Annotated in this window: 20 protein-coding genes; 9 read left to right on the top strand and 11 right to left on the bottom strand. The window is 38.3% G+C overall.

Annotation, left to right across the window (positions count from 1 at the left end):
• Positions 1–39: 39 nt before the first annotated feature.
• A complete protein-coding gene (locus tag J4051_RS08830) occupies positions 40–1,554 on the bottom strand; it encodes a Gfo/Idh/MocA family protein (protein WP_208233514.1) in 1,515 nt (504 codons plus the stop codon).
• 33 nt (positions 1,555–1,587) lie between these two features.
• Positions 1,588–2,559 (bottom strand): sugar phosphate isomerase/epimerase family protein, encoded by a 972-nt coding sequence (locus J4051_RS08825; protein ID WP_208233513.1) that lies wholly within the window; start codon positions 2,557–2,559, stop codon positions 1,588–1,590.
• Positions 2,560–2,737: 178 nt separating this feature from the next.
• On the opposite strand from J4051_RS08825, the gene J4051_RS08820 reads away from it, so the two are divergent.
• The 3 genes from J4051_RS08820 (at position 2,738) to J4051_RS08810 (ending at position 5,936) form a co-directional block, all read left to right on the top strand.
• Positions 2,738–4,429: a GMC oxidoreductase gene (locus J4051_RS08820; RefSeq protein WP_208233512.1), complete on the top strand. Its 1,692-nt coding sequence runs from the start codon at positions 2,738–2,740 to the stop codon at positions 4,427–4,429.
• A 2-nt stretch (positions 4,430–4,431) separates the two neighbouring features.
• Positions 4,432–5,034, top strand: coding sequence for a gluconate 2-dehydrogenase subunit 3 family protein (locus J4051_RS08815; RefSeq protein ID WP_208233511.1), 603 nt, complete (start codon positions 4,432–4,434; stop codon positions 5,032–5,034).
• Positions 5,035–5,111: 77 nt separating this feature from the next.
• Positions 5,112–5,936, top strand: coding sequence for a 3-keto-disaccharide hydrolase (locus tag J4051_RS08810; protein ID WP_208233510.1), 825 nt, complete (start codon positions 5,112–5,114; stop codon positions 5,934–5,936).
• A gap of 583 nt (positions 5,937–6,519) precedes the next feature.
• Here the strand turns inward: J4051_RS08810 and J4051_RS08805 are convergent.
• The 8 genes from J4051_RS08805 to J4051_RS08770 form a co-directional block, all read right to left on the bottom strand.
• Positions 6,520–8,100: a cellulase family glycosylhydrolase gene (locus J4051_RS08805; RefSeq protein ID WP_208233509.1), complete on the bottom strand. Its 1,581-nt coding sequence runs from the start codon at positions 8,098–8,100 to the stop codon at positions 6,520–6,522.
• A gap of 36 nt (positions 8,101–8,136) precedes the next feature.
• Positions 8,137–9,507, bottom strand: a complete 1,371-nt coding sequence (locus J4051_RS08800) for an aldehyde dehydrogenase (protein WP_208233508.1) — start codon at positions 9,505–9,507, stop codon at positions 8,137–8,139.
• 169 nt (positions 9,508–9,676) lie between these two features.
• Positions 9,677–10,567, bottom strand: coding sequence for a PKD domain-containing protein (locus J4051_RS08795; RefSeq protein WP_208233507.1), 891 nt, complete (start codon positions 10,565–10,567; stop codon positions 9,677–9,679).
• A gap of 44 nt (positions 10,568–10,611) precedes the next feature.
• Positions 10,612–12,063: a SusD/RagB family nutrient-binding outer membrane lipoprotein gene (locus J4051_RS08790; protein ID WP_208233506.1), complete on the bottom strand. Its 1,452-nt coding sequence runs from the start codon at positions 12,061–12,063 to the stop codon at positions 10,612–10,614.
• Positions 12,064–12,095: 32 nt separating this feature from the next.
• On the bottom strand, positions 12,096–15,176 hold the full coding sequence (locus J4051_RS08785; protein WP_208233505.1) for a SusC/RagA family TonB-linked outer membrane protein: 3,081 nt from the start codon (positions 15,174–15,176) through the stop codon (positions 12,096–12,098).
• A 34-nt stretch (positions 15,177–15,210) separates the two neighbouring features.
• The gene (locus J4051_RS08780) at positions 15,211–16,713 is read right to left on the bottom strand and encodes a parallel beta-helix domain-containing protein (RefSeq protein WP_208233504.1); all 1,503 of its coding nucleotides are present in this window, start codon (positions 16,711–16,713) and stop codon (positions 15,211–15,213) included.
• Positions 16,714–16,717: 4 nt separating this feature from the next.
• The gene (locus J4051_RS08775) at positions 16,718–17,926 is read right to left on the bottom strand and encodes a cytochrome c peroxidase (protein ID WP_208233503.1); all 1,209 of its coding nucleotides are present in this window, start codon (positions 17,924–17,926) and stop codon (positions 16,718–16,720) included.
• A complete protein-coding gene (locus tag J4051_RS08770) occupies positions 17,927–18,580 on the bottom strand; it encodes a TetR/AcrR family transcriptional regulator (protein WP_208233502.1) in 654 nt (217 codons plus the stop codon).
• A gap of 578 nt (positions 18,581–19,158) precedes the next feature.
• Here J4051_RS08770 and J4051_RS08765 point away from each other — a divergent pair.
• The 3 genes from J4051_RS08765 (at position 19,159) to J4051_RS08755 (ending at position 21,231) form a co-directional block, all read left to right on the top strand.
• Entirely contained in the window at positions 19,159–19,710 is a 552-nt protein-coding gene (locus tag J4051_RS08765; protein WP_208233501.1) for a hypothetical protein, read from the top strand.
• A gap of 105 nt (positions 19,711–19,815) precedes the next feature.
• Complete coding sequence (locus tag J4051_RS08760) at positions 19,816–19,971, top strand: hypothetical protein (RefSeq protein ID WP_208233500.1); 156 nt, start codon at positions 19,816–19,818, stop codon at positions 19,969–19,971.
• Positions 19,972–20,103: 132 nt separating this feature from the next.
• Positions 20,104–21,231, top strand: coding sequence for a serine hydrolase domain-containing protein (locus tag J4051_RS08755; protein WP_208233499.1), 1,128 nt, complete (start codon positions 20,104–20,106; stop codon positions 21,229–21,231).
• Between the two features lie 73 nt (positions 21,232–21,304).
• Here J4051_RS08755 and J4051_RS08750 read toward each other — a convergent pair whose 3' ends face one another.
• Positions 21,305–22,972, bottom strand: a complete 1,668-nt coding sequence (locus J4051_RS08750) for a formate--tetrahydrofolate ligase (protein ID WP_208233498.1) — start codon at positions 22,970–22,972, stop codon at positions 21,305–21,307.
• 344 nt (positions 22,973–23,316) lie between these two features.
• Between J4051_RS08750 and J4051_RS08745 the strand changes: the two genes are divergently transcribed.
• The 3 genes from J4051_RS08745 to J4051_RS08735 all read left to right on the top strand — a co-directional run bounded on the left by J4051_RS08745 (position 23,317) and on the right by J4051_RS08735 (position 26,349).
• Complete coding sequence (locus J4051_RS08745; protein WP_208233497.1) at positions 23,317–24,531, top strand: hypothetical protein; 1,215 nt, start codon at positions 23,317–23,319, stop codon at positions 24,529–24,531.
• A gap of 202 nt (positions 24,532–24,733) precedes the next feature.
• On the top strand, positions 24,734–25,441 hold the full coding sequence (locus tag J4051_RS08740) for an FISUMP domain-containing protein (RefSeq protein WP_208233496.1): 708 nt from the start codon (positions 24,734–24,736) through the stop codon (positions 25,439–25,441).
• Positions 25,442–25,605: 164 nt separating this feature from the next.
• On the top strand, positions 25,606–26,349 hold the full coding sequence (locus tag J4051_RS08735; protein ID WP_208233495.1) for an outer membrane beta-barrel protein: 744 nt from the start codon (positions 25,606–25,608) through the stop codon (positions 26,347–26,349).
• The last annotated feature ends 87 nt before the right edge of the window (positions 26,350–26,436 follow it).

Genomic DNA, 26,436 nt, shown 5'->3' with positions numbered 1-26,436 from the left:
TTTTTTAAATTTATATGTTATTTATTGAAATCCTATTTACTAAGAAGGCATCTCCGGTAAGGTCCACCCCTCTCTATACGTATGTTTAATAAGCTCTTCAGAGTATGCAACGGCATTCATAGGCTCTGTCCAATCTTTATTAAATGTTGGATGCCCATCATGAATCTTAAAGCCGTCCTTTATGACCGTCCTAATTTTTTCGTTGGCGCCAATATTTGTGAACTTCATATTTGGCCCATCCCATTCCAAAACCTTATTCAATGCCTGAAGTCTTACGGCAAGGACGCCCATAACTACCATTTCATTAAAAGGTCCAGCCTCGGCAAAATCAGAAACTGTAGGATTTCTGCTTTCCGGATTTTCCTTACAAGCCCGTACCCAATCCATTTCGTGCGCCCCGCTTTTCCAGGACAAACCTAATTCCTCTTCTACTCGCCTTTCTGTTTTAGGTGGAGTTATTATTTTGCCAGACATCAATTCTGGCTCAATTCCGTAACAGCCCACGTGGAGGATATCCTTAGTGCCATAGAAAAACGTACCACCGCCAGATTTATTTGGATTTTTACCTGCGGGCCAATTATTTGGCAACATCGGCTGGATGCCTCCGTCATACCAATGCACATCCACCTCATCCAGATTTAATTTACCTTTTCTCGCTTTACGGGAAGGAAATGTGTACTTAACTGCTTGGGATACCGGCGCAGAATCATTTAATAATAACGACGAACTTGCTTGCACTTTATTTGGATATTCTAATTGAAGACCTTCAAAGACAGGATGCAAAACATGGCATGCCATATCACCCAAGGCGCCAGTTCCATAATCCCACCAGCCACGCCAGTTCCATGGATGATACACTTCATTATAAGGTCTCATCTTGGCAGGACCTGTAAATAAGTCCCAATCTAAAGTTTCCGGAACCCAATCGCCTCGCTCAGGAGTATTTAGTCCCTGTGGCCAGATTGGACGATCGGTAAACGATTCCACTCTTTTCACATCGCCAATAGCACCGCTCCAGAGTATTTCGCAAGTTTTAGCAACCCCTTCTCCAGAAGCACCCTGATTACCCATTTGCGTAGCGACTTTGTGTTTTTCCGCCAGTTTTGTCAACAACCGTGACTCATAAACTGAGTGTGTTAGAGGTTTTTGAAGAAAGACGTGTTTGCCCATAGTCATGGCATGTGCAGCAATAATAGCATGGGTATGATCAGCTGTTGCAATCACAACAGCATCTATGTCTTTGCCCATTTCGTCAAACATTTTGCGCCAATCCCAATATTTTTTTGCATTTGGGAATGTGTTCGCTGCGCTTGCAGCATATTTCCAATCCACATCACAAAGTGCTACGATATTTTGTGAGGCTAAGTTTTTAAGGTTAGCAAGCCCCATACCACCAACGCCAATACCGGCAATATTCAACTTGTCACTCGGCGCAACATGCCCCATACCACTTACCGCAAAGGAAGGTATTATGGAAAAAGCCGCCGTGGCTGCCATCGACATGCCTACAAACTTTCGTCTGGAAATTGTATGGTCTTTATTAGTTTTGCTCATAATTTATTCGATTTTGAGTGGATTAAAATATGTTTATTTAGAGAGGTCCTTTCCAATTTTCAATAAGAGATCTCTTGTCAATTCAATTCCCTTTTCTTCACTCACATTGCTTCCCTCAAATTCTACGCCCACATAACCAGTATATCCGGCGTCTTTTACAATTTTCAAAAATCGAGGAAAATCAAGTGTCGTTTCATTGCCTTCATCATCAAATTCATAGGATTTGGCACTAACGCCTTTGGCAAAAGGCATCATTTCTTCGGTTCCTTTATATTTATCGTACTCTTCAATACAGTTTCCTCCCCAATTTTCACCACTATCACGTTTCACACAAAAATTACCAAAGTCAGGCAAGGTGCCACAATTATCCATGTCGACATTCTTTATGACGCGCGTTAAAAGATCCGCATTGGAAGAAAATCCGCCGTGATTTTCGACAATTACATTAATGCCTTTTGATTGACCGTATTCCGCCAATTGCTTTAAACCGACAGTAGCATTCGCAATCCAATCGTCCTCATTATTAGAACCGAATAAATTGACTCTAATGGAATGGCAGCCTAAAAAATCAGCAGCATCTACCCATTTTTTGTGGTTTTCAACGGCTTGATTTCTTTCATTTTCATCGGAAGCCGCCAAATCTCCTTCACCGTCAATCATAATCAAAACATTCTCAATTTCGTGCGCTTCACTTTTTGCCTTTAATGTATCCAAAAGCGCTTCCATTCCCATAGATTCCAAGTTTTCAGAATATAACCCAGATACATATTCAATGCCTTCAAATCCCATGTCTTTGGCTTTTTTGGCAAAATCCAACGGATCTAATGCTCCACTTCCAATGGCTCGGTGCAGTGACCATTGCGCTAACGACAGCTTAAAAAACGGAGCCTTGTCTTCTGTCAACACTTGCTTTTCTTCAGATTTAGAGGCACTTTCTTTACAGCCCACAAACATAGTCGTGACAAAAAACAATAAACATAAAGGGATAAAAAACTTTCTGATCATAGTGATTTTGGTTTAGTATTAATTATTTAAAAAATAAAGAGTGATGAAAATACTAAAGTTTCATCAGAATTTGGCTAATTTGATTAAGTTTAGGCTTTAAAAGTATTCGACACCTAACTGATTGTTATTATTTCGCCTAATATAATAGGCATTGATAGTTTAAATATAAAAGTACAGTATGATTAATAAACATTACGACGCTATAGTCATTGGGACAGGAATTAGCGGCGGTTGGGCAGCCAAAGAGCTGTGTGAAGGCGGCCTAAAAACCTTAGTCCTTGAAAGAGGACGTATGGTGAAACATGGCGATTATCCAACCATGCACGACGATCCTTGGGATTTGGAATTACGTGGCGGCACTACAGCAGAGGATAAAAAAAGACAGGAAAAACAGGCCAGAACCGGCTACACGACTGCTGCAGAAAGCAAACATTGGTTTGTTGATGATATTAAGCATCCTTATAACGAAACCAAGCGTTTTGATTGGATGCGCGGCTATCACGTTGGTGGGCGTTCTCTAACTTGGGGGCGTCAGAGTTACCGGTTGAGCGATTTGGATTTAACTGCAAATATTAAAGATGGCCATGGCGTGGATTGGCCCATACGTTATAATGACCTTGCACCATGGTATGATTATGTAGAAAAACATGTAGGCGTCAGTGGTGAGGCTCTCGGACTTCCTCATCTGCCAGACAGCATCTTCACGCCTCCAATGGAATTAACTTGTGTTGAGGCAGAATTCAAAGCTAAACTTGCGAGTAATTATGAGGATCGGTTACTGACCATCGGAAGAGTCGCCCATCTTACTGGCGACCACAAACATAAGGGCAGAAGCAATTGTCAGTACAGAAATAGATGTATACGAGGATGTCCTTATGGTGCTTATTTCAGTAGTAATGCATCCACATTGCCAGCTGCCGAAGACACTGGGAATATGACCTTAAGACCAAATTCCATTGTACATGAGATCATTTATGACGACCAACTCAAAAAGGCAACCGGTGTTAAGGTAATCGATGCGGAAACCAAAGAAACTTTTGTTTTTAATGCGGATATTATCTTTTGCTGTGCCTCTGCAATACCATCAGCATCCATATTAATGCAATCAAAATCAGAACGTTTTCCAAATGGATTGGGCAACGATTCAGGCGAGTTAGGGCATAATATTATGGATCACCATTTAGGTGCCGGTGCCAACGCCAGAGTAGAAGGCTACGAGGATCAGTACTATACAGGAAGACGACCAAACGGGGTCTACATTCCGAGGTTTAGGAATTTAGGGGATGAAGCCACAGAGCGAAAAGATTTTGTTAGAGGCTATGGTTATCAAGGTGGCGGTGGCAGAGGCGGAATCTCTGAACACGTTGCCGAAATAGGCTATGGTGAAAAATTCAAAGAAGCTATTTTAAATCCGGGAGAATGGACCATGGGAATTATGGGCTTTGGTGAGTGCTTACCTTATCATGACAATAAAATGACCTTGGACTATGATAAATTGGATGATTGGGGTTTACCTACAATTACCTTTGATGCCGAATGGAAAGAAAACGAATTGGCCATGCGTGAAGATATTAAACAGCAAGCCGCAGAAATGCTCGAAAAAGCAGGTTTTAAAGATATCACGACTTATGATGTGAGACATGCGCCAGGTATAGGCATTCATGAAATGGGCACGGCGCGCATGGGCAGAGACCCAAAGACTTCCGTGCTTAATGCCAATAATCAAGTACACGGCGTGCCCAATGTGTATGTTACCGATGGCGCTTGCATGACCTCAGCAGGGTGTCAAAATCCATCCCTGACCTATATGGCATTGACTGCAAGGGCGGCAAACCATGCTATTGAACAGTTCAAATCAAACAAAGCATAATTATGAATAGAAGAGAAGCACTTAAGGGCTTGGGTTTATCCTTGGGCTACGTCATTGCAACGCCTACCCTATTAGGTATGCTACAAAGTTGTAGTACGAAAGCAGAAAAGTGGACCCCCTTATTCCACTCAGAAAATCAAGCCTATGTATTAGAGCGCTTAGTGGACTTGATCTTACCTAAAACGAAAGACACTCCTGGCGCATTGGATGTTCATGTGCCAAAGTTTATCGATCTATATGTTCACGAAGCTTTAACGGATGAAGATAAAGACATCTACCGATTAGGTTTTGGCGCGGTCATGTCAGAATTGGGCATTTTAAACCAGGCTATTGACCCCGAGCAACCCATCACTTTAAAAGATGAAGATTATGACGCCATATTATCAAAATACCTTAGAATTTCAAAAGCGCAAAGGATAGCCTATATCGAAGCACAAGATATAGTTTTTATGACCTTATCAAGAATACGTGATCAATCGGTTTGGGCCTATAGAACCAGTAAGGAAATTGGTACAAATGTGTTGGTTTACGACCCAGTTCCGGGTCAACAAAAAGGATGTATTTCTGTAGAAGAAGCAACTGGCGGCAGAGCTTGGTCCCTATAAAACCTGACGAATTTGTATCCTAACAAACCTTTTAAAGGTAAACAACTATTTAATAAAAACAGTTTAAAGACATCAAGATGTTCCAAAAGATTAACCCAATTGCAATTGCTCTCATTGCTTTACTCATCGTAAGTTGTAAATCAAAACCTGATTCTGAAAGTACCGAGATAGAAGCTGAAGAGAAAGTTACTGAAAATTGGATCTCCTTATTTAACGGTAAGGATTTAGACGGATGGACTCCAAAAATTAAAGGCTACGACTTTGGCGACAATATACACAACACCTTTCGAGCAGAGGATGGCGTAATCAAAGTGTCTTATGATGGATATGATGGTAAGTTCAATGATGCTTTTGGACATCTTTTTTATAAAACGCCATTTTCCAATTATAGATTGAAAATGGAATACCGATTTACTGGCGATCAAGTTGCTGATGGCGCGGGGTGGGCCACTAGAAACAGTGGGGTTATGATTCATTGTGAAGATCCTAGAAATATGGCTAAAGACCAAAATTTCCCATTGAGCATTGAGGTACAGATGTTGGGCGGAATTACCGAAGGTGAAAGCCGATCAACAGCAAACCTATGCACGCCCGGCACCAATGTAGTGATGGATGGCGAATTGATAACGGAACATTGTATCAATTCCAATTCTGACACTTTTTATGGCGAGGAGTGGGTGAATTTAGAAGTTGAGGTTTATAGTGATTCGTTAATCATCCATAAAATAAATGGCAAAGAAGTGCTTCGCTATTCAAAACCGCAATACGGCGGTGCAGATATGGATGACTATAGTGTTGAATACAAAGCTAAAATAGGCGAAACTATCAAAGGAGGTTATATTTCTTTGCAAAGTGAAAGCCATCCGACGGAATTTAGAAATATCAAATTGTTGGAGCTGTAGGGGTTGTGTAGAATTTATTATTATTATTATTATTATTATTATTATTTGGAGCTAATTAACGCATTGTCGTCTGGTTAGATGCCGCTCCTATGGAGCTCTATTACATGTCATTCAAATATCCTACAAATATGGCGCTCCTATGGAGCTAAAAAACCTCCTGGAGAAATAGCAGTTCAAAAAGAGTCCTATATAACATTCTCGGAAACAATATGGCGCTCCAATGGAGCTAAAAAACCTCCTCGAGAAATAGCAGTTCAAAATGAGTCCTATATAACATTCTCGGAAGACAGTAATTAAAAGACTCATATAAATAGTCCAAAAAAAATAAAACCCAGACTTCCATCTGGGTTTCTCAATGATCGTGGTTGGACTCCAATCCATTATGCAGTTTTGCAAGATGGATCCTGAGTTTATTGTTACAAAAACACTATTATTTCAAAGCCTTTAAGTAGTAACGCAAATATCTAAAATACGTACGCTTGAGTGAACTTACTGAGCTATAATTAAAAGTGTTCATTGTTTTAATTTCTACATTTTATAACGGCATTCTATCATAATCCATAAAAAAGCCGTAACCGATTTACTATTCAAAAATGAGGCTTAATTTTCGTTTCGTACCTGCTTCAGTCGCTGGAATAATGAGATAGCCCGCATCTGAATCTGCGATTTTATCCACCGTAAAATCTTTGATAGCTTCCTCGTTTAATTTAGATAGATGAGGAATATAAACCACCGTAGGTGAATTGTCATTGCTTTCTTCCCACTCCATCGTAAAGGTGTTGGCTTCAAAATCGTTATTATAACTTAACAATTCACCATTGGTATATGCTGGATAGGCACGCACCAATATTTTTTTGAAGTATTCCATATCTTCAAGATCATTGGTATACGACCAATAGGCATTGCCAAATAAATAGTCTTCAATTAAGCTAACAGTGCTTATGGCGGTTGGGATGACCGTTTCTGAATTGTCATAATAAGCCCCCCATTCACCAACCCAAACCGGCATCTTTAACTGTTCGCCCTTTTTCTTGATTTGATTAAATATATAGCCCACCCGTGCATCTGCGGCTAATGCAGCGGCTTTGGTATCTACTACTAAGTCGTAGCCGTGTGCAGCGTAAGCCACCAAAGGATCTGGACTGCCATCTGTCAACGACACACGTTCAATACTACTGGCAACACCTGTATTGCCATAATAACTATGCTCTAAAAATATAATGTGGTTGGAATCCACTTCTCGAATGGCATTGCTCACCTTTTGATACATTTCTTGCAAGTGTTTTGATTCAAATTCCTTAACCAAATCAAAAAGCTGACTAATCACAAAATCATAATTCTCTTTTGTAGAAATCACTTCAAGCGCTTCCATTCTGCTCTCTTCTTCAGACCACATGGCACCCAATTGTTCTTCTGTTAGAACTTCACCGGTCAATTTATAATGCAATTGACCATAGGCCCCCAATAAGATCATTGTGGATTGCACTCCTGAAGATCCAGGAAAAGGTTCGTTCATAAGGTCATAACCAATGACAGTTTTGTTATTGGCATAACGTTTTGCAATATGCTGCCATAATGCGATATAACGGTCTTGAATGCCAACACCATCTGCGGCAGGTTTATTGAGCCAGAAATTATCAAAAGACGTTTGAACGGCTTCGCTCAACAAATAAGCATCACTCCATATAGCTCCAGTGGTATGCGGTTTCCCTTCATCCAATGTTGCCCATTCTGGGGCACCATCACTGTATTTCACACTGTAAAGATCTTGGTGCATATCCAATACCACAAAAATATTGTTGTCTGCCGCCCATTGAATTCTTTGGTCGATTTCTTTGAGGTACTCTTCATTATAAACTCCCGGTTCAGGCTCCAAACCATCCCAAATGATGAGGAATCGAATGGTATTGACGCCATGTTTTTTTAAGTTGGCGTAAAGCTCTGGGCCACTTTGAAAAATATAACCTTCCTCTTTATTCTTACTGCCTACATTAACACCGTTTAAAATCACTTGTCTTCCAAGATCATCAACAAACCGATCACCCTGTACAGTGATTGTATTTGGCAAAGCATCATTTTTGACTGTTTTTTCCTTATTGTTTTCGCAACTTAAAAATAATGCCGCGATCAATAATAACACTAATCCTTTTTGAAATTTGATCATTTATCTGATTCTTATTATTTGATTAAAATTGTCCTTTTAAAAAAGGTGTTTGATTTTTTTTACGAAATTCATCGGTACATTATAAGGTGGATAACGTAAAGGCGCTTCAAACCAATTGGCTTTCTTAATAATCGCTTTATGATGTGAAAAAATATCAAAGGATAATTTACCGTGGTATGCGCCTATCCCACTTTGCCCTACGCCGCCAAACGGCAATCTTTTGTTGGTAATTTGGATAACGGTATCATTGATGGCACCACCTCCAAAACTATAGGTATCGATGATTTTATTCTGAAACTTCTTGTTGTTGGAAAACACATACGTTGCCAAGGGCTTTCCATAATTCATAATATATTTATCGATATCAGCCTCCGATTGATAGGAGATAATTGGTAGAATTGGTCCGAAAATTTCCCCTGCCATTAGCTTGCTATCCAATTGTGGTTCGTTAACCAATGTTGGCGATAGGTAATGGTCTTCATCATTGCTTTGACCTCCAAAAAGAATCTCTTCCCCAACTAACATGTCCTTTAAACCCCTATAATGTTTTTGGCTCACCGTTCTGGAGAAATCTGGTGAAGCTTCCATGTTTTCTCCATACGACTTTATGATATGTTCTTTCAATGCGGCAATCAATTTGTCTTTGACCTTTTCATGCACCAAAATATAATCGGAAGCAATACAGGTTTGACCGGCATTTAGAAATTTGCCCCAAACAATCCGCTTTGCTGCCAGGGCTATGGATGCTGTATCATCTACAATACACGGATTTTTTCCTCCCAATTCTAAAGTCACTGGGGTCAAGTGTTTGCCCGCACTCTGGTAAACTATTTTTCCGACACCAGGACTTCCAGTGAAAAAGATATAATCCCATTTTTCAGCCAAGAGTTCTTGAGATACTTCTACACCACCTTCGACAACCGTAACATGGGCGGGCTCAAAAACAGCTTTGATGATTTCTGAAATAAGAGCAGCGGTATGCGTGGTGATTTCCGATGGTTTCACGACCACCGTATTTCCGGCAGCTACAGCACCGATGAGAGGCGCGATGGCCAACTGAAATGGATAATTCCATGGTGCAATAACCAATACCGCCCCATAGGGTTCCTTGTAAATATAATCTGATGATGGCCAGTTCATCCAACTTCCAGACACTCTTTCTGGACTTGCCCAACTATCAATATTTTTGAGAACATGTTTTATTTCCGCCAATACAAATTGCGTTTCAGCGGCCAAGGTTTCAAACTTTGGCTTTTTAAAATCAGCATATAAGGCGTCGCAAATAGCATCTTCACGACTTACAATTTCCTTTTGTAAGCGTCTTAATGCTTTTTTCCGAAAGGCAACATCCTTTGTTTGTTGGGTTTGAAAAAAATCGTCTTGTTGTTGTATTATTTCCTTGACCATTTTACACTCGTTTATTTTGATTTATAATGTTATGATCTTAATTGTTTATTTTAAGAAAGTGGCTCCCGACATTCCCGAATAATTGGGGCAATCGAAAACCACTGGACCTCAGGGGATTTAATTATTAAACCTATTATTCTTAAAAAAACTATACTTCTATTGTTAGAATTTACTGTGCTTCCAATGACAAATGGAACAATAATGTCGGTTTGTCATAAACAGAAGGTTCCGTATGAATGCCTATAGCTATGTTCATGCTTTTGGCAGTAATTTCTTTTAAAATCACCAAGACTTCCATATCCTTGAATCCGAGATATTCGCCTAAAATCAGTCGTTTTTTATTTGTAAAATTAACCGGACCTTCAGCGGCGTCTACAGTAAAATCACCTTCAAAAAGCTCCCAAGTCGCATCTGTTGCCGGCGTATAAATTACGTTAGCTAACGGAACGCTCTGTGGATCATAGGAAACCGCAGTAATATTTTCGCCGTGCATAACACTTGCATAGACTAGACCCATAAGACTTTGACCATCCTTGTTGTCCACTTTATAGGTGCCATCATGCACAAACGTAAAGGTATCCTCGTAAGAAGCTCCCAATCCGACGGCATCCAAAAGATTATCAAACGCAGGAAGGAAAAGATTCAATTTATTATCTACAGGTCCGGCACCTTCTTTCCCAGAAGTGTAGGCTTTTTTAAGTCGCCAGGATTTTCCGTCTGGCTTGGCTTGACCTCCAGTCAATAAAATCTCTAAGGACTCTTGGATGGTCACAGTCTTTGTTTCAGAAAATGATCCGTTAGGCCCTGTAACCGTCATCACTACCGTATAATCGCCTGCCGCGGCATAGGCATATACTGGATCTTCTTCAGAGCTTGTGGAGCCGTCGCCAAAATCCCAAGTTATTGAGGTGGCATTTTCTACAGTTCCATTGAAAGTAACTTGTGTGCCTTCAACTAAAAACTGAAAATCGGCTAAGGAACTATTGTTATCATCATCAGAGCTACAGGTCAAAAATAACATGGTGAGCATTAAGACGCTCAATATTTTTATATTTTTCATATGGGTATATTTATTGTTTTAAATAGGATATATTCTTTGAAAATTTAATTTTTATCCCACCACACCGGGGTGTCAATTTTATTTGCGCCCTGTCTTGAAATGGCTTCCAAAACATTGTCATTATTCGAACTCAATTCAAAACTTGAATATAAAAATCGTTTTGGCAAAACACCATTAGTGGCGCCTTGAGCTAAATTGGCTTCTGTTCTGTCGGCGATAATTGGATATCCCGTACGTCTGATGTGAGACCAGCCTTCAAAATAGTTTGGTACAAGTGCTACCCACATTTGAGTACCGATCTGTAATTCGTCATTAACCCCCGCCAATGAAGCTGCTGGACTATTCATAAAGTCATCACGATCAGAAGCGTCAACTTCCCACTGATTCAAAGAGGTTTCAATGCCGTTTCTATACAAAATATTCGCTTGAGCAGGATCATTGTCATAAGCCAATGCCGCTTCGGCTCTTAACAACCAAATTTCTGATGCCGTCATCACATAGAGCTTACTTTCTTTTGAAGAAAGCGCAAGGCCCATATCTGATCTTGCTGCAAAATTGGAGTTTCCAAATGCGGTATCATCCAATCCGTTGGTCATTCCATTATAGTCTCCATTACCATCTTTACTCACATATACTGATAATCGAGGATCATCTGTACCTTGTAATTGATCGATAAGCAAGGTTGACATTTTAATGGATGGAAAACCTGTACGCATCGTATACCATGCGTTACCGTTGCCTTCTGTTTCAATCATAGAAGCATTATGGTCATTAGTTTCCATTAAAGGCTCCGATAAGCACTGAGCAACAGTTTGTCGAGACAAAGTATTATTGGCATCTCGTAATCGCATGGCCAATCGTAGACGCAAACTATTCGCAAAACGCACCCATTTGTTCAAATCGTTATTAAAGATAGGATCAGAATTAGGGTAGGCCATAGAAGGATCAGCATTTTTCAAAATGGCGATGCTTGAAGTCAAACGTGCAATCATATCTTCATAAATCAATTCTTGTGGATCATATTTAGGATGAATAATGCCTTGTGTTTTTCCTTTGCCACCTTCTAAATATGGTATTTCTCCAAAGGCATCTGTAAGTTTAGCATATCCTAACACAGCGATCACATCGGCTATGGAATGACGGACCTCATTTTTGGTATCTTCAGCAGAAGTGATTTCCAAAACCTCCTCTATATGTCGGATGACGCCTCCATACATTTCCGAAAACATGCTGTTGTAAAGGACATCAAAACCATCGCCATATTGATCTGGAAGTCGTGCTGTACTTCCTGCCACAAAGTAATGGCCATAATGCCCGGCAAATCGAGATACTGAGGCATCGGTTGTTCCTTGAAATAGGCTTCTCACTGCTTTTGTAAATAAGGCCGCATCATCAATAGAGGTTACTGCGTTTGGGTTATCCCTCAAATCGTCTAAATGATCCTGGCATGAAAAAGATATTGCCAACATAACCATTAGGACTAATATTTTTTTCATTGTGTTTTGTATATTTTTCATATTCATCAGGATTAAAAGTTGATTTTTAAATTAAGGCCGTAACTTCTGGTGGATGGCAACGAAGAATGTTCAAGTGCCGTACCGGTTGGGCCACTGCTATAACCTGCTTCTGGATCAATATCTCCAGCGGCATTATAAAAGTAGAATAAGTTTCTTCCGATGGCCGAGATGCTTCCAGATTGGATAAATGAGTTTTTAACCAATGAACTTGGGAAGTCATAAGTTAAAACGAGCTCCTTGAACTTGACGTTGCTCGCATCCAAGATTTGATTGGTAGCCACTTCATTGGTTAAAATATCTGAATAGTGTGTCAACATGGCCGGTGCTGGCGTTTCGTTAACAAACCCAGTGTGTTCATTTATTCCATCAACCACGATTCCTGTTTCTCTGCCTTCCAAACTACGGGCATCGGTACCAAAGAACATTCTGTAGGCACGTCCGTAAGAATAAAATTCACCGCCTTCTTGGATCGTAATCAATGTACTTATTGAAAAATTCTTATATCTAAACTTGTTGGTAATGCCTCCATACCAATCTGGGGTGATACTCCCCAACTTGACACGCTCGCCTTTTTGTGCAAAACCATCATTGGTGATTAATTTTCTACCAAAATTATCACGTAAAAAATCATAGCCATAAATACTACCAAACTCTTCGCCTGGCCTTGCTTCAACGGAAACCGCATTGAGCGAATTCAAGGTGATACTTTCCAAACCATCATTTAAGGATTCTACTGTAGAATTGCTCTTGGTGAAGTTAAATCCGAGATCCCACGAAAAACCATCAAATTCTAAAGGAACAGCGTTCAATTGAAACTCGTAACCTTTGTTGGCAATAACACCAGCGTTGATGACTTTAGATGCATAACCTGAGGCTCCTGAAATAGGCACCGCCATAATCTGATCTTTTGTTTTGGTTTCATAATAGGTAAAATCCAGTTGCAGACGGTTATTAAAAAATCCGAGTTCTGCGCCCACTTCCCATGATTCTGAAGTTTCAGGTCTTAAATCAAAAGAAGGCAAACTCGATGGAATAGACCCCACGGTATAGGGCAAGGTAACGGTTTGATCCACATTGTAAACGGCTTGCGTTCTATACGGACTCGTATCATTACCGACCACAGCATAAGAACCTCTCAATTTACCTTTATTAAACGTGTTGGACTCTATACCAAACAATTTGGAGAACAATAAACTCATATTTTCAGAGTGGTACCAATAGGAATTATTTTCTTTAGGTAAGGCTGATGAGTTATCATTTCTTAAGGTCGCATCAAAATAGAGAAATCCTCTATAGCTGAACTGTCCCAAACCATAAAAAGAATACACGCCCTTTTCTGAAGTGCCTTCTGAGCTATACGAGTTTTTATAGTTACTAATACGATGTAAATTTGGCACTTTGGCATCATTCCCTGAGATATTCACATAACTACTGTATTCATTTCTGTAGCTTGATCCTAAGCTAAGGGTCATTCTAACATCTGAAATATTAGTGTTGTAGGTAGCAAGGACGTCTGAATTCCAAACGCGACTTTTGCCACTGTCGTGTCCGAAATTGCCTAGACCATTACTTTGGAACTGCGATCCTCTTGCCGCATAGTTTATATAATCATAGAGGATATAGTCCATACCCGTTTTCCCGGTTACTTTGAAGTTGTGGGCAATATCCCAGTTTGCAGAAATTATACCTTGAAAACGGTCTTTCTCGTCAATATTTTTGACATTGTCCTGTGACCAATAGGGGTTATTAAATGTGTTATCTAAATTCCATTTAATTTCTTCGCCATTGGCATTGATCGTATTATTTTTTACATCGGTCAATCGGATATCCCTTGGCATCAATGACAATTGCAAAGCGGTATTAGCACCATCCTCCGCCAAAGCCGGTCTGTTTTTGACTTTAGAAGTGAGGTAGGTCATTTTACCATCAATGCTGAAATTATCAGTTAAATATGATTTTCCTCTAATATTGAAAGTCTGTTTGGCCAAGGTGTTGTCTGCATTAATACCTCGAGCGTTTTCGTCGGTTATTGAGATTCTAAACGATCCTTTTTCTGATTGGCCTTCAAAAGCGACAGAATTGGAAGCAGAATATCCATTTTGATAAAATTGTTCGTACGGATTGCCATGTGATGTAAAACTATCAGACTTTCCTAACCAATTGGTATATGCCTGTCCTTCCATTTTAGGGCCCCAGCTCCATGAAAAAGGATAATCCAATATAGGTCTGCCATCGCCTCCAACGGGTGAAAAATCGCCAAAGGCTCCCGTACCATATTCGTTTTGTAAATCGGGGGTTAAAGCAACTTCCGTAAAAGTGAACGACGAGTTCAGTGAGACACCAATGCCTTTCTTCTTACCGCCTGACTTGGTGGTCACCAAAATGACGCCATGCATCCCCAATGATCCGTAAGCCGCAGCTGCACCGGCACCTTTTAAGACACTGATGGATTCCACATCATCCGGATTAATATCTGAGAGCGCATCACCACGATCAACCCCACCCCATTGTGAACCACCACCAGCATCGCCGGTGATTGGAATTCCGTCAACAACTACCAACGGGCGGTTTGATCCGTTAATAGTGGTCACACCTCTGAGTAAAATGCGACTGGATCCATCGACCCCAGTATTGGCTTGAGTAATTTGGAGTCCGGAGACTTTTCCAGAAAGCGAGTTCATGACGTTGTTTTCTTTGGCGACATTCACCTCTTCGGCAGAAACTTGCGACACAGAATACCCGAGTGATTCTTTGTCTCTTTGAATATTTAAAGCGGTAATGACCACCTCATCCATTTCTTCGGCATCAGTTTCGAGGGAAACAATGATGGTGTTTTGACCACCTACTAAAACCTCTTGTGTTTTGTAACCCAAATAGGAAAAAACTAAAATATCAGCATCCGTAACGCCATTAATGATATAATTACCGTCAAAGTCTGTTGTAGCACCTTTAGTACTGTTTTTCACTAAGATAGTAACACCAATGAGCGGCATGTTTGTTTCTTTTTCCAGCACTTGACCAGAAACAGTTTTTTGTGCAAATGATGTGATTGAAAACCCCACCATCATTACGATTAATAAGAATTTGTTCATGTAGTTTTGATTTGATTAGTTAGCATTCATTCTGTTAATTAGTCATTTCTAAAATATATTTGGCAACCGCCATTTTAGCCTCTTCAGATAAATAATCTTGAGGTGGCATTTCAGGATAATCGTCTCTAAGGTTGAGAGGTTTGGTGATATAATTCACAATTCCCTGTGGATTATCAACATAAATGTCCTTGATAATTTGGGTGTCCACGCCAATTAATGTGGTTCCTAAAGCATGACATCCAGCACAAACACCATAGTAGGTTATTTCACCCAATTCTTTGTCCGTCACAGATCGTGGTGGTACTGGAGCTCCCAACATCATCGTTTTGATGTCTTTTGTATCCTCTATTTGCGCTGGACCATAATCACCTAAACCAAAGGTTCGATATCTGTTTTTATCTCTAATCGTACTTCCAGTTCCACCGCCATAGGCAAAAATATCTGGCCCTTTTGTTTCCAATTGGGTAAGCATAATCGCCTTAATTTCTCCCGTTGGGTCATTACCATTGTCAAACATGATATTGTCCAAAATAACAACGCGGTCAGGGTTTCCTTCGGAGTTTGGATCGTTGGCTTTAGGATCGCCCGTAGCTAAATCCACGATAGTGATTCCTGTATTCTTATTTCCTGTGATGATATTATTCTCAACGATCACGTCGTCTGCAGCCATGATAAGAATCCCAGTCCCTGGCGGGATGCTGGCCACCGTAGATCCAGGCGCTCCGAAATTTGGATGGTTATTGTTGACCACAAAGTTATTTCTGAAGATGATGTTAAAGGCTGTTTTAATTGGAAGACCCGGTGTAATGAAAGCCAACAGCCCTCCCGTATTATTATGGACGTAATTATTTTCGACCAAGCAATGTCTGGAGTTTTCAATTTCGATACCCGCAACACTATCAAATACTTCATTATGAAGGACATCAATATTGTCGCACATTCCAACATAAATGGCAGCATCGGCGATTTTGCTCAACACATTATGTTCTATTAATCCGTTTTTACCAAACTGAGGGAAGATGCCGTAGACGCCCGTATCAATAATCCAGTTGTTTCGGATGATAAAATTATTTCCCGCCTGGCCCATAATGCCGTTGCCTTTATAATTGATGATTTTGAAGTTTTCTATTAAAATACCATTACCAGAATATAAAAAGGCATCGTTTATTTTATGATTGCCGTCCAAAGTTGGCCATTCACCTTTAATAACAACACCTTGTAAACTAATATCATCCTTGTCGATATACACGTTTTCTGAATAGGTACCTGGAAAAACGCGAATTAGGTCACCCGGGTTTGCAGATTTTACAGCCTCTTGAATCGAGCCTCCTTTTTTTACTTCGATAATTTGTCCTGTAAACTGTTTTCGCTGTGCCACTTGAGTGGTGTCACCTGAGTGGCCCACATTTCGATATTGCATTGTGGAGGGCATGGGCACCGTACTTTCGCCAGAAGATGACAGTAGTGTTCTTCCTATAAACACCCCGAGGGCGAGCAATAGAAGTCCACCAATAATTTTAAACAAGGTTGATTTCATGGTTTTATGGTATTAAGGTTTGTTGAATAGTTACGTTTAGTCCAGAAGGCAATGCTTCAGGTATTTTAGGGGTAAAGGATTCGTCGTTCAGTGTTTTAAGAAAATCGACGAGTCGGTCCAACTCATAATCCGACAATTCAGGCTCCCAAATATGCCAATGGATATAGAGTTTCTCATCTTTAGGCACAGCATGGCCACGCCCTTTTGTATAGAACTCCACAGCTTCCCTTAAGGTTTCAAATTTTCCGGAGTGCATATAAGGTGCGGTAAGATCTATATTTCTAAGCGTGGGCACTTTAAAGGCACCGCGCATCGATTTGTCATCAAAAGGAATTTCAGCCCCTGGATCCAATGGCAAGCCATCTGGCTCTGGAGTTCCTATGACTGCAAACTGTTGGTTGGTAAAAAGTGGTGGGGTATGACATTCTGCACATCGGGCAACAAACGAACGAAAGACGTTCAAGCCTTCAATCTCCTTCTCGTTTAAAGCCTCGTGATAGCCATGGGCATATTGGTCGTATTTACTGTTCAACGAAACCAAAGAGGTCTGAAATGCCGCGAGGGCCTTGTAGATTTCAGGTAACTCTATGTCTTCTTTCTTTCCTCTTTCAGGATAGGCCTCGGCAAATAATTTTCGATAATTATCAATATTGTTCAAGGTATGCAGTAAGTTTTCCGGAGTGTTGGCCATTTCCACTTCTGAAAACAAGGTGATTGCCATTTGTTCCTCCAAACTGTTGGCACGGCCATCCCAAAAAAGACGGTTTAAATAACCTACATTCCAAAGTGTTGGTGCTGCTCGATCCAGCTTCAAATTATCCTTTCCAATACTGGTTGGCAAGCCATCGCTAAACCCTTTATTAGGCTCGTGGCAGGTAGCACAAGACATGGAGCCGTCAATAGACAATATCGGGTCAAAAAACAAATAGCGTCCTAAATCGATCTCTTGGGGCGTAAATCCATCCCTTCCTTCTGGGAGTCCCGTTTGAAGTCCGCCCACCCCTAAGTTATTTGGAGAATCATATTGTTGATAAAGATTTTTGGCAATACATTTATTATCCTCATTAAGCTTGAAGCCCGGTGGGCAATGACAATTCAACACTGCCAAATCAGTATAAGTCTCTGATTTCTTTGAAGCAAAGAAGAACAACAAAAGGCCACTTATTAGGAGGCCGACGATACTTAATATCAGGATTGTACTTTTACTTTTCATTTATGATTTACTAACGGGACAGATAAAGTTGAAATAACTGGCAAAAACCTTTTTATATTTTTCAGTGAGCATAGTCTCGATATCCTGTTTAACTGTGGAATTATGAATGGCAATACCCTCAATCATGCCAACAATTTGACAACTCACAACCTCAGGATCCAATTCCTCCTTAACCTCTCCATTTTGGATCCCTTCAAACACAATCTCCTGTACAAACTTGCCATAGGCTATTGAAGTTTTTCTGAACTGCTTTCTGATTTCAGGAAAATTTTCACATTCCAATTGAAAATGAAATAAACGCTGTATTGGATATTTAATACCGTTCTTGCCCATCGATTCAACCATGGCAAACAGACTAACACCTAACATATAGACTTTTTCTATGCGATCTTTAAATGACAATCCTTCAAAAATGGATTTATCTATGCTCAATGTCGTGAAAAAGTAGCGATCCAAAACTTCAAATAGAATACCTTCTTTATTCTCAAAGTGATGATAAATACCTCCTTTTGATAAATTACTGGCCTCCATAATGTCTTTTATAGAAACCGATTGGTATCCTTTTTTCAGAAAAAGTCCGTAAGCTTTTCTTAAGATCACTTCCTTATTGGGAATCTTTTTTTCAACACCTTCTTGATCTATTGTCTTATTCATAAATATATTCTGAAATAGTTGCATTATTCAATAAAAACCGACGGGTCGGTTTGTAAATATATAAAAAAATTGACAACATCCTAATACCTTGCCAAATAGATGTCTATAGAAACTAAGCATAACAAACAAAAAATACGGGGGAAAATCGGAGTCCAATGAATATTTCAGGATATTAGATCCAATGATACTTATTAGCGCAATGTTGGCCTTAGCATTGATTTAATCGCTATGAAATAAATTCTATCAATAGAATATTAGTTCCAATTTAAAGCCAAAAATTGAAATATATTCGTGTATTATAATCAGGATTTGAATCTAAAAAAAACGAATTGAATAGCCAAACCTCAAACCGATGTGCTTTGTCTGGACAGAAGCAATTATTGCCTGGAAGACGAACAAGAACCAAGTAGTATAAGGAAGGAACCCCGAAACTGGAAGAATAAATGACAATTCAAAAGTGAAGTATTGAAATTATGTCTTTATTTGTGACTCTATTTAGACGCATAAATTAATTAAACCAATTATGGAGATAAAAAGAACACTTCATTTTAGTCTTCCCTCATAACCATCCATAACAAATGACAGAGAAGGAAATTAAAACCGAGGTTGTATTAAAACTTAATCAAGGTGTTTCAAAACTTGATATTTACGACCAATTAAAAGGTTTAGGAGATGATGACACACTAAGAAAGATTATTGCTTCCCGCCCCACCATTGACCAAAAGAACGCATTCAAAACAGTACAACTTCTAATTTCCATTATTTGGGGATTGTTCGCTGGTCTTGAGTTATTAGGAACTGTAGAGTTAATAGCCAATTTCGACCTTAAATATTTGATTTCAATTATAGTAACAATTTATATTACAATCAATATATGGAAATTTGACGGTCGTTTTTTATTGCCTGGGATCATTTGGTTTTTCCTGACTATAATTAATTCGTTTCGCGACACGTATAATGGCTATGAATTTGATCCCGATTTTGAATTCTTAAGGAATATTACTATTATTTATACCGCAATATTACTCATTGGAATTTATCTGATGTATTATTTGAAAAAAAATGTTTTTGATTACTACCAATGGTTTCAACCCGAGTTGAATGATATGAATGAAAGGAAATTTGAGTAAATCGCCAGACTTATTGTTTGGATATAGAACTCAAATCTTAGAACGGAATATGGGCATCAGCATGTAACCTTTATTGCAGAATACTCTCATTTTTAAATATAAATTATGAATAGAATAAGAATTATTGGTTTAGTACTATTGATTATTGGTGTTGTTTTGCACTTTTCATTTGACAATGGCGGGGCCGATTTTCTAAAAGGTCTTTTAATTGGCGGTGGTGGTGCACTGTTAATAACCGGACAGATCAAATCGAAAAAATAGATCAGAAATCAGAATTTTTAATTTTTTCTGAATTTCAATTGAAAATTTCGAGCGTTTCATATTTAACAACTTAGATGTTAAAACACACGACGGTTCAACGGCAAAACCGTCAGTAACCTTATAACCCAAATAATGGTAAAGCACATTCTTAGTTTCGCTTGGCTACTTAGCCTAGTTGGTTTTCACACCTATGGTCAAAATTTCAAAATTGACACGGCACAATTGAGTCAGTATTTAGGCAAATATCACGAGCAGAATCAATTTGATGGCATTGCTTTAGTTGCCTATAAAGATTCAATCCTTTTCAGCAAGACTTATGGATATGCAAACAATGAGCTGAAAATGCCTTTTAACTTAGCGACTAAATTTCAGATTGCTTCATTATCGAAACAATTTACTGCATTTGGTGTTTTAATATTAGAGCAAGAAAACAAGCTTAAAACAGAGGATTATGTTTACCATTATCTGCCAAAATTCCCTTTTAAAGAGATTAAAATCAAACATCTGATGAACCACACTTCGGGACTTCCCAATTTTGTTGGGACCATGTGGAAAGACCTTGATACAACCATAGTCAATGGCAATAAAGAGATGTTATTGATGCTGGAATCTAACAAATATCCCTTACAGTGGCCCCCTGGATCTAGGTGGGAATATAGTGATATTGGATATTGTACGTTGGCTAGTGTTATTGAAAAAGCGAGTGGAATGAATTTTAAGGAATTTATGAATGAAAGCATTTTTAAACCTGCAGAAATGACCAATACATCCGCAGAGTTCTCTACAGATTATCGGGCCATTAATGATCCGGAATTAGCCATCGGTTATATTTATGATTCCACAAATAACAAAAGATTAATTGCTTATGAATCGCCATCGAATAGTTTTATATATTGGTTGGGAGGGTTCTATGGGGATGGGTCTATAGTGAGTACCGTTGCAGACTTATTAAAGTGGGACAAGGCTCTATATCAAGGTAACATAATCCACCCAGAAAGTCTAAAGAAAGCCATGACACCGACAACACTTAATGACGGAAAACTAGCCGATGCATGGGGTACCTCATATGGATTGGGCTGGTTTTTATACAACTCAGAAAATTTCGGAAGTGTACAATCGCATTCGGGAGGACATCCTGGCTATAGTAGTAGAATGACGCGGTGTCCTGATAAGGACCTAAGCATTATTCTTTTATCAAACCTATCGATTCCCGAATTTTGGAATCTCAATATTTTAAAAGAACTCGAGAAACAACAATAAATACGGGCACCAACAAAATATAAGATATGGTTTAGTAGAAGCTCTTCATAAAGCCGTATTTATATCGCATCCTTTAAAATAAACCTTCAACAACACCGTTCTTGTCAATGCTAATCCTCTCGGCAGCAGGCGTAGCTGGCAATCCAGGCATACGCAACATATTACCCGCAATTGGAACAATGAATCCAGCACCTGTGGCTATTTCAAACTCCCTTATCTGAATATCAAAGTGCATAGGACGCCCTATCCGCTTCTGATCATCACTAAAGCTTTTTTCCGTTTTAGCCATACAGACAGGTAAATTTCCAAATCCCATGGTTTCAAATCTACGTAATTGCGATTTTGCCATATCACTTAATACAACCTTCTTCCCACCGTAAACCGTTTGGCAAATCTTTTCCATTTTGGCGTGTATACTATCATCAAGATTATAGGTAGTGTTAAACTGAGTAGCGCAAGAATTTGCGGACGCAATCACTTTTTCTGCCAAATCCAAACAACCCTTACCCCCTTTCTCCCAGCCATAACTCAACGCCACGGGAATACCCGATTTTTTGCAATGCTCTTCCACAACTTTCATTTCGGCTTCAGTATCAGATTTAAATGCGTTTATTGAAACGACAATTGGGATTCCAAAGCTTTTTAAACCAGCGATATGCCCATCCAAATTGGGAAGTCCATTTCTCAATGCCTCTACATCTTCTTGAGTTATTTCTTTTAAAGATTTACCGCCGTGATATTTCAAAGCTCTAATTGTTGCAACCAAAACAATGGTTTTAGGAGAAATACCAGCGGCACGGCACTTAATATTCATGAATTTTTCCGCGCCTAAATCAGATCCGAATCCTGCTTCGGTGATGGTATAATCACTTAAGGCCATCCCCATTTTTGTCGCTACAATAGAATTGGTGCCTTGAGCAATATTGGCAAAGGGTCCACCGTGGATAATTGCCGGGCTTCCTTCCAAGGTTTGAACCAAATTAGGTTTTATGGCATCTTTAAGCAGCACCGCCATAGCACCTTCGGCGTTCAAGTCTTTGGCGAAGACAGGCTTACCCTCCCAGGTATCGCCCACATAGATATTCCCACATCTTTCTTTAAGGTCTTCTAAATCAGTTGCTAAACATAGGATTGCCATAATCTCGGAAGCTGCTGTAATATTAAAACCCGTTTCTCTCGGAACACCTCCTGCTTTTCCGCCAAGTGCTGCGACAATATTTCGCAATCCTCGATCATTCATATCCATACATCGTTTCCAGGTTACCGTTCTATGATCAATTCCAAGGCTTCTTGATTTGCTTTGAATATTATTTTCTATTAGTGCTGAAAGAAGATTATTAGCCTTTTCAATAGCGTGAAAATCCCCCGTAAAATGCAGGTTAATGTCTACCATAGGAATGACCTGGCTCCACCCACCACCTGCAGCACCCCCTTTGATGCCAAACACGGGACCCAAGCTCGGCTCTCGAATCACGACAGCGGCTTTCTTATTTAAAATATTGAGTGCATCAACCAATCCTATGGACGTCGTGGTTTTACCTTCACCCGGAGGTGTAGGGGTGATTGCTGTCACTAATATAAGATTGTTGGATTTTACTTTTTCTTCATCAATTAAATCCAAAGGTATTTTCGCTTTGTCGTTTCCGTAGTATTCCAATTTCTCTTCAGGAATTGCTAATTTTTCAGCTATTTCTCTGATATGTTTTGGCGTAACGCTTTGTGCTATCTGTATTTCAGTCATAAGATCAATATTTTTTTAGAGGAGCGATAAAGGTAGAGGTTCACGAAATAAAATAATATGACTATTGTCATCCCTTCTTACACGCCGCTGTTGGCACTGAGCGAAGTATATGTTAACTGCGCCAATCACAGGTAACCATATCACGGAAGTCCATGTTCCTTTTGCAAAAACAAAAAGCTAATTGACAGTACTTTCCAAACAAAAGAAATTTAGAAACTTGCGTTCACTGCCACTTTAATAAAACTCCACATAATTTTTGAGAAAACATAAAGGATTAATTCAATATATCTTAAATTGGCTGTATAATGAGCATAATGTTCGTTATACAATTGTTGGCAATAATTATGAAATACACATATTACATATTTGCAATCATCATTTTATTCACCTCTTGTAAAGAAGAAAAAAAAGTGATTGAAAAAATTGATTTTGAACCAAAATATAAATTTTCATCTGAAATAGCGAATGATGTTGAAAAAGATACTGTTCCTTGGAAGTATCAAATTTCAGCTTCTAACCATGCTTTAAAAGGAGATTATAAAAATGCTTTAATTCAATGGGATTTGGCAATGGGAGCAAGAGAAAAAAACTTTTCAAAATCCCAAATAGATTCTATTAATCAGAAGTATTCAAAAATTAAAGCCAGTGAGTATATTATAGAAAAAGCAAAGGAGAATCAAGTAATAATTATCAATGAAGCTCACCACAATTCGTTTCATCGCGTATTTACAAAATCACTTCTTCAAAAGCTATTTGAAAATGGGTATAAAAATTTAGGACTTGAGGCATTAAAAAATAATGATAGTTTAATTTCAGCTCTTAATCAAAGAAAATACCCAATTCAACAAACGGGTTTGTATATCAAAGACCCTCAATTTGGCAATTTAGTTAGAGATGCTCTTGAAATTGGATATGAACTATTTGCTTATGAAAATATGGAGAAAGGAAGTGGGAAACCAAGAGAGATTGAACAAGCAAAAAATATTGAGAATGTAATCAATTCCAAACCAAATGAAAAATTCTTAATCCATTGCGGTTATGACCACGCCTTAGAGGGAAATCATAGCTCTTGGGAAAAAGCAATGGCTGGAAGATTAACTGAATATACAAACATAAATCCTTTGACAATTAATCAAGTAGTTTATAGTGAAAAAAGTAAACCTGAATACAATCATCCTCTATTGAAAGCCTTAGATATTAAAGAATCGTCAGTAATTATTGACAAAGATAATAAACCATTAAGCTATCAACGTGGAAAGGCTTGGTCTGATATAGCTGTTCTTCATCCAAATACAAAATATATTGATAATAGACCTAATTGGTTATTCGAAAATGGAAATAAAAACGTTTCAATTCCACTAACTGATATTCAAATTGATTTTCCAATTATGGTTTTAGCTTTTAAAAAAGGGGAAGATATAAATTTAGCTGTTCCAATTGATATTACAGAAGTTGAAAGTAAAAAAGATAATTGTAATCTCGGATTGAAAAAGGGAGTTTATGAAATTGTAGTTACAAATGAAAAACAGTCTTTTAAATTTGAACAGAAAGTAAAATAACTATTGCCAATAGCTAAGCATTCGTGTGGTCGGAAGGCCCCAACAACAGACGTGTATAATTAATTGCTTTGGTCGTTGCTTATTTGGAAAATTCCTTCGGAATTTTATTGCGTTCGTTTTTGTTTACTAAATTAGTTGCTGAAACACGCAACTAATCATACACAAACACGACGTTACCATCATATAATACACAAATTCGAAAATGAAAAATTTTAATTTAAAATTATTATTGTTATTATTAATTTCTACATTAATAACATTAGGTTGCCAGATAAAAGATAACATTACAGACAACTCAATAGTCTGGACTGATGATAAAAACGGAACTTTTACAGACCCTCGTGATAATCAAACTTATAAAGTAATAAAGATTGGAAATCAAATTTTATTTGCAGAAAATTTAAAATATCAAATACCTGAAAAAGAAATTACAGATATAACAGAATGGAAAAACAACAATGACTATGATGGTTGGTCATTTTATAGAAATAATTTGGATATAGGAAAATCTTACGGTATACTATATCAATGGGAAGCAGCTAAATTAGCATGTCCAAACGGTTGGCATTTAATGACCGATAACGAATGGAGTGAATTAATTAATAATTTAGGAGATGAGTATATGGCCGGAAATAAACTAAAAGAAATTGGAACTGAACATTGGTACGGAACAAATGCTGAAGTAACCAATGAAAGTGGTTTTACAGCTTTAGGAGGTGGTTATCGCGATTCTGATGGAGATTTTATTAATTTGTCTATTGCTGGACATTTTTGGACTTCAACTACATATACTATGTATAATGAAAACTATGAAGCTTATAGAAGGTCTCTTGCCTATACTGATCAAGCTATATTAAGAATTCAGACTGGAAAAAGACATGGATTATCCGCTCGTTGCGTTAAAGATTAAAATACGTTGGGTAACACCGTATAAAAATAATTGCGGTTTAGTGCTAAACAAAGGTTATTGTGTGTTTGCCAACTCTGATTTTCCACCGGAAAATCCTCGCATACAAACCCGCAACTATTCTTATAAACGTTAGCATACATCAACCACGAAACTCAAATTAAACAATGCAAAAAAGAATCCTATTAATTTTTATGATTGGTTTTTTAACGGAAATCTATTCACAAGATAAAAAAATTGATTTTCAACTATCTGCTGGAACAACATTATCAATCCCAAAAACGAGTGAATTGACAAACACTAATGTTGACGGAAGTCCTGAAATTAAATCCTCGACAAACATAGGAGCATTTATTTTACCAAATTTAAATTATAAAATGAATGAAAAGATTTCACTGGACTTTGGGTTAGGCTTTTATATGGACAGGTTTACTATTAAAGAAATTAATGGAAACGTAACAAGTGAAGGAAATAGAAGTGTTAGTCAAATTCAAACCCCGATTAATTTAAATTTCCATTTTGGAAATAATAATTCTTACTTATTTGGTATTGGTGGATTTAGTAATTTTTTGCTATCTGCAAAAGAGAAAGGTGAATCGCGAATTAACTCTACAGGTTTTGATACAGGTGGAGATACACCAATTACCGATCCGGTTATAACAAGCTTATCTCAAAATTTTGACAATGATATAAAGTACAAATATAATTCAGTTAGTTTTGGAGTATTTATTCAATTAAAGAAAAGTATTTCCTTTTCATCAGACAAAAAAGGATTTATATTTATAAGAATTAATCAATATTTAAATTCTATAAAAAATAACGATTCCGATTCTAATTTGAGCCAATATATTGACTTTAAAAATGAAAAAGAACCTACAACAGTAAATTTAGGAATTGGAATAATATTATAACGTATGCTAACTAAGATGTGTATAAGCAACCAGCCCGAAAGAATCGTTCTGGCGGGTGGCTTGTCCTCGCCTACTTGGAAATTCCTC

The sequence above is a fragment of the Gelidibacter pelagius genome, assembly GCF_017581925.1.
Classification (GTDB): Bacteria; Bacteroidota; Bacteroidia; order Flavobacteriales; family Flavobacteriaceae; genus Gelidibacter; species Gelidibacter pelagius.
This window is presented reverse-complemented; position numbering and strand designations above follow the sequence as displayed.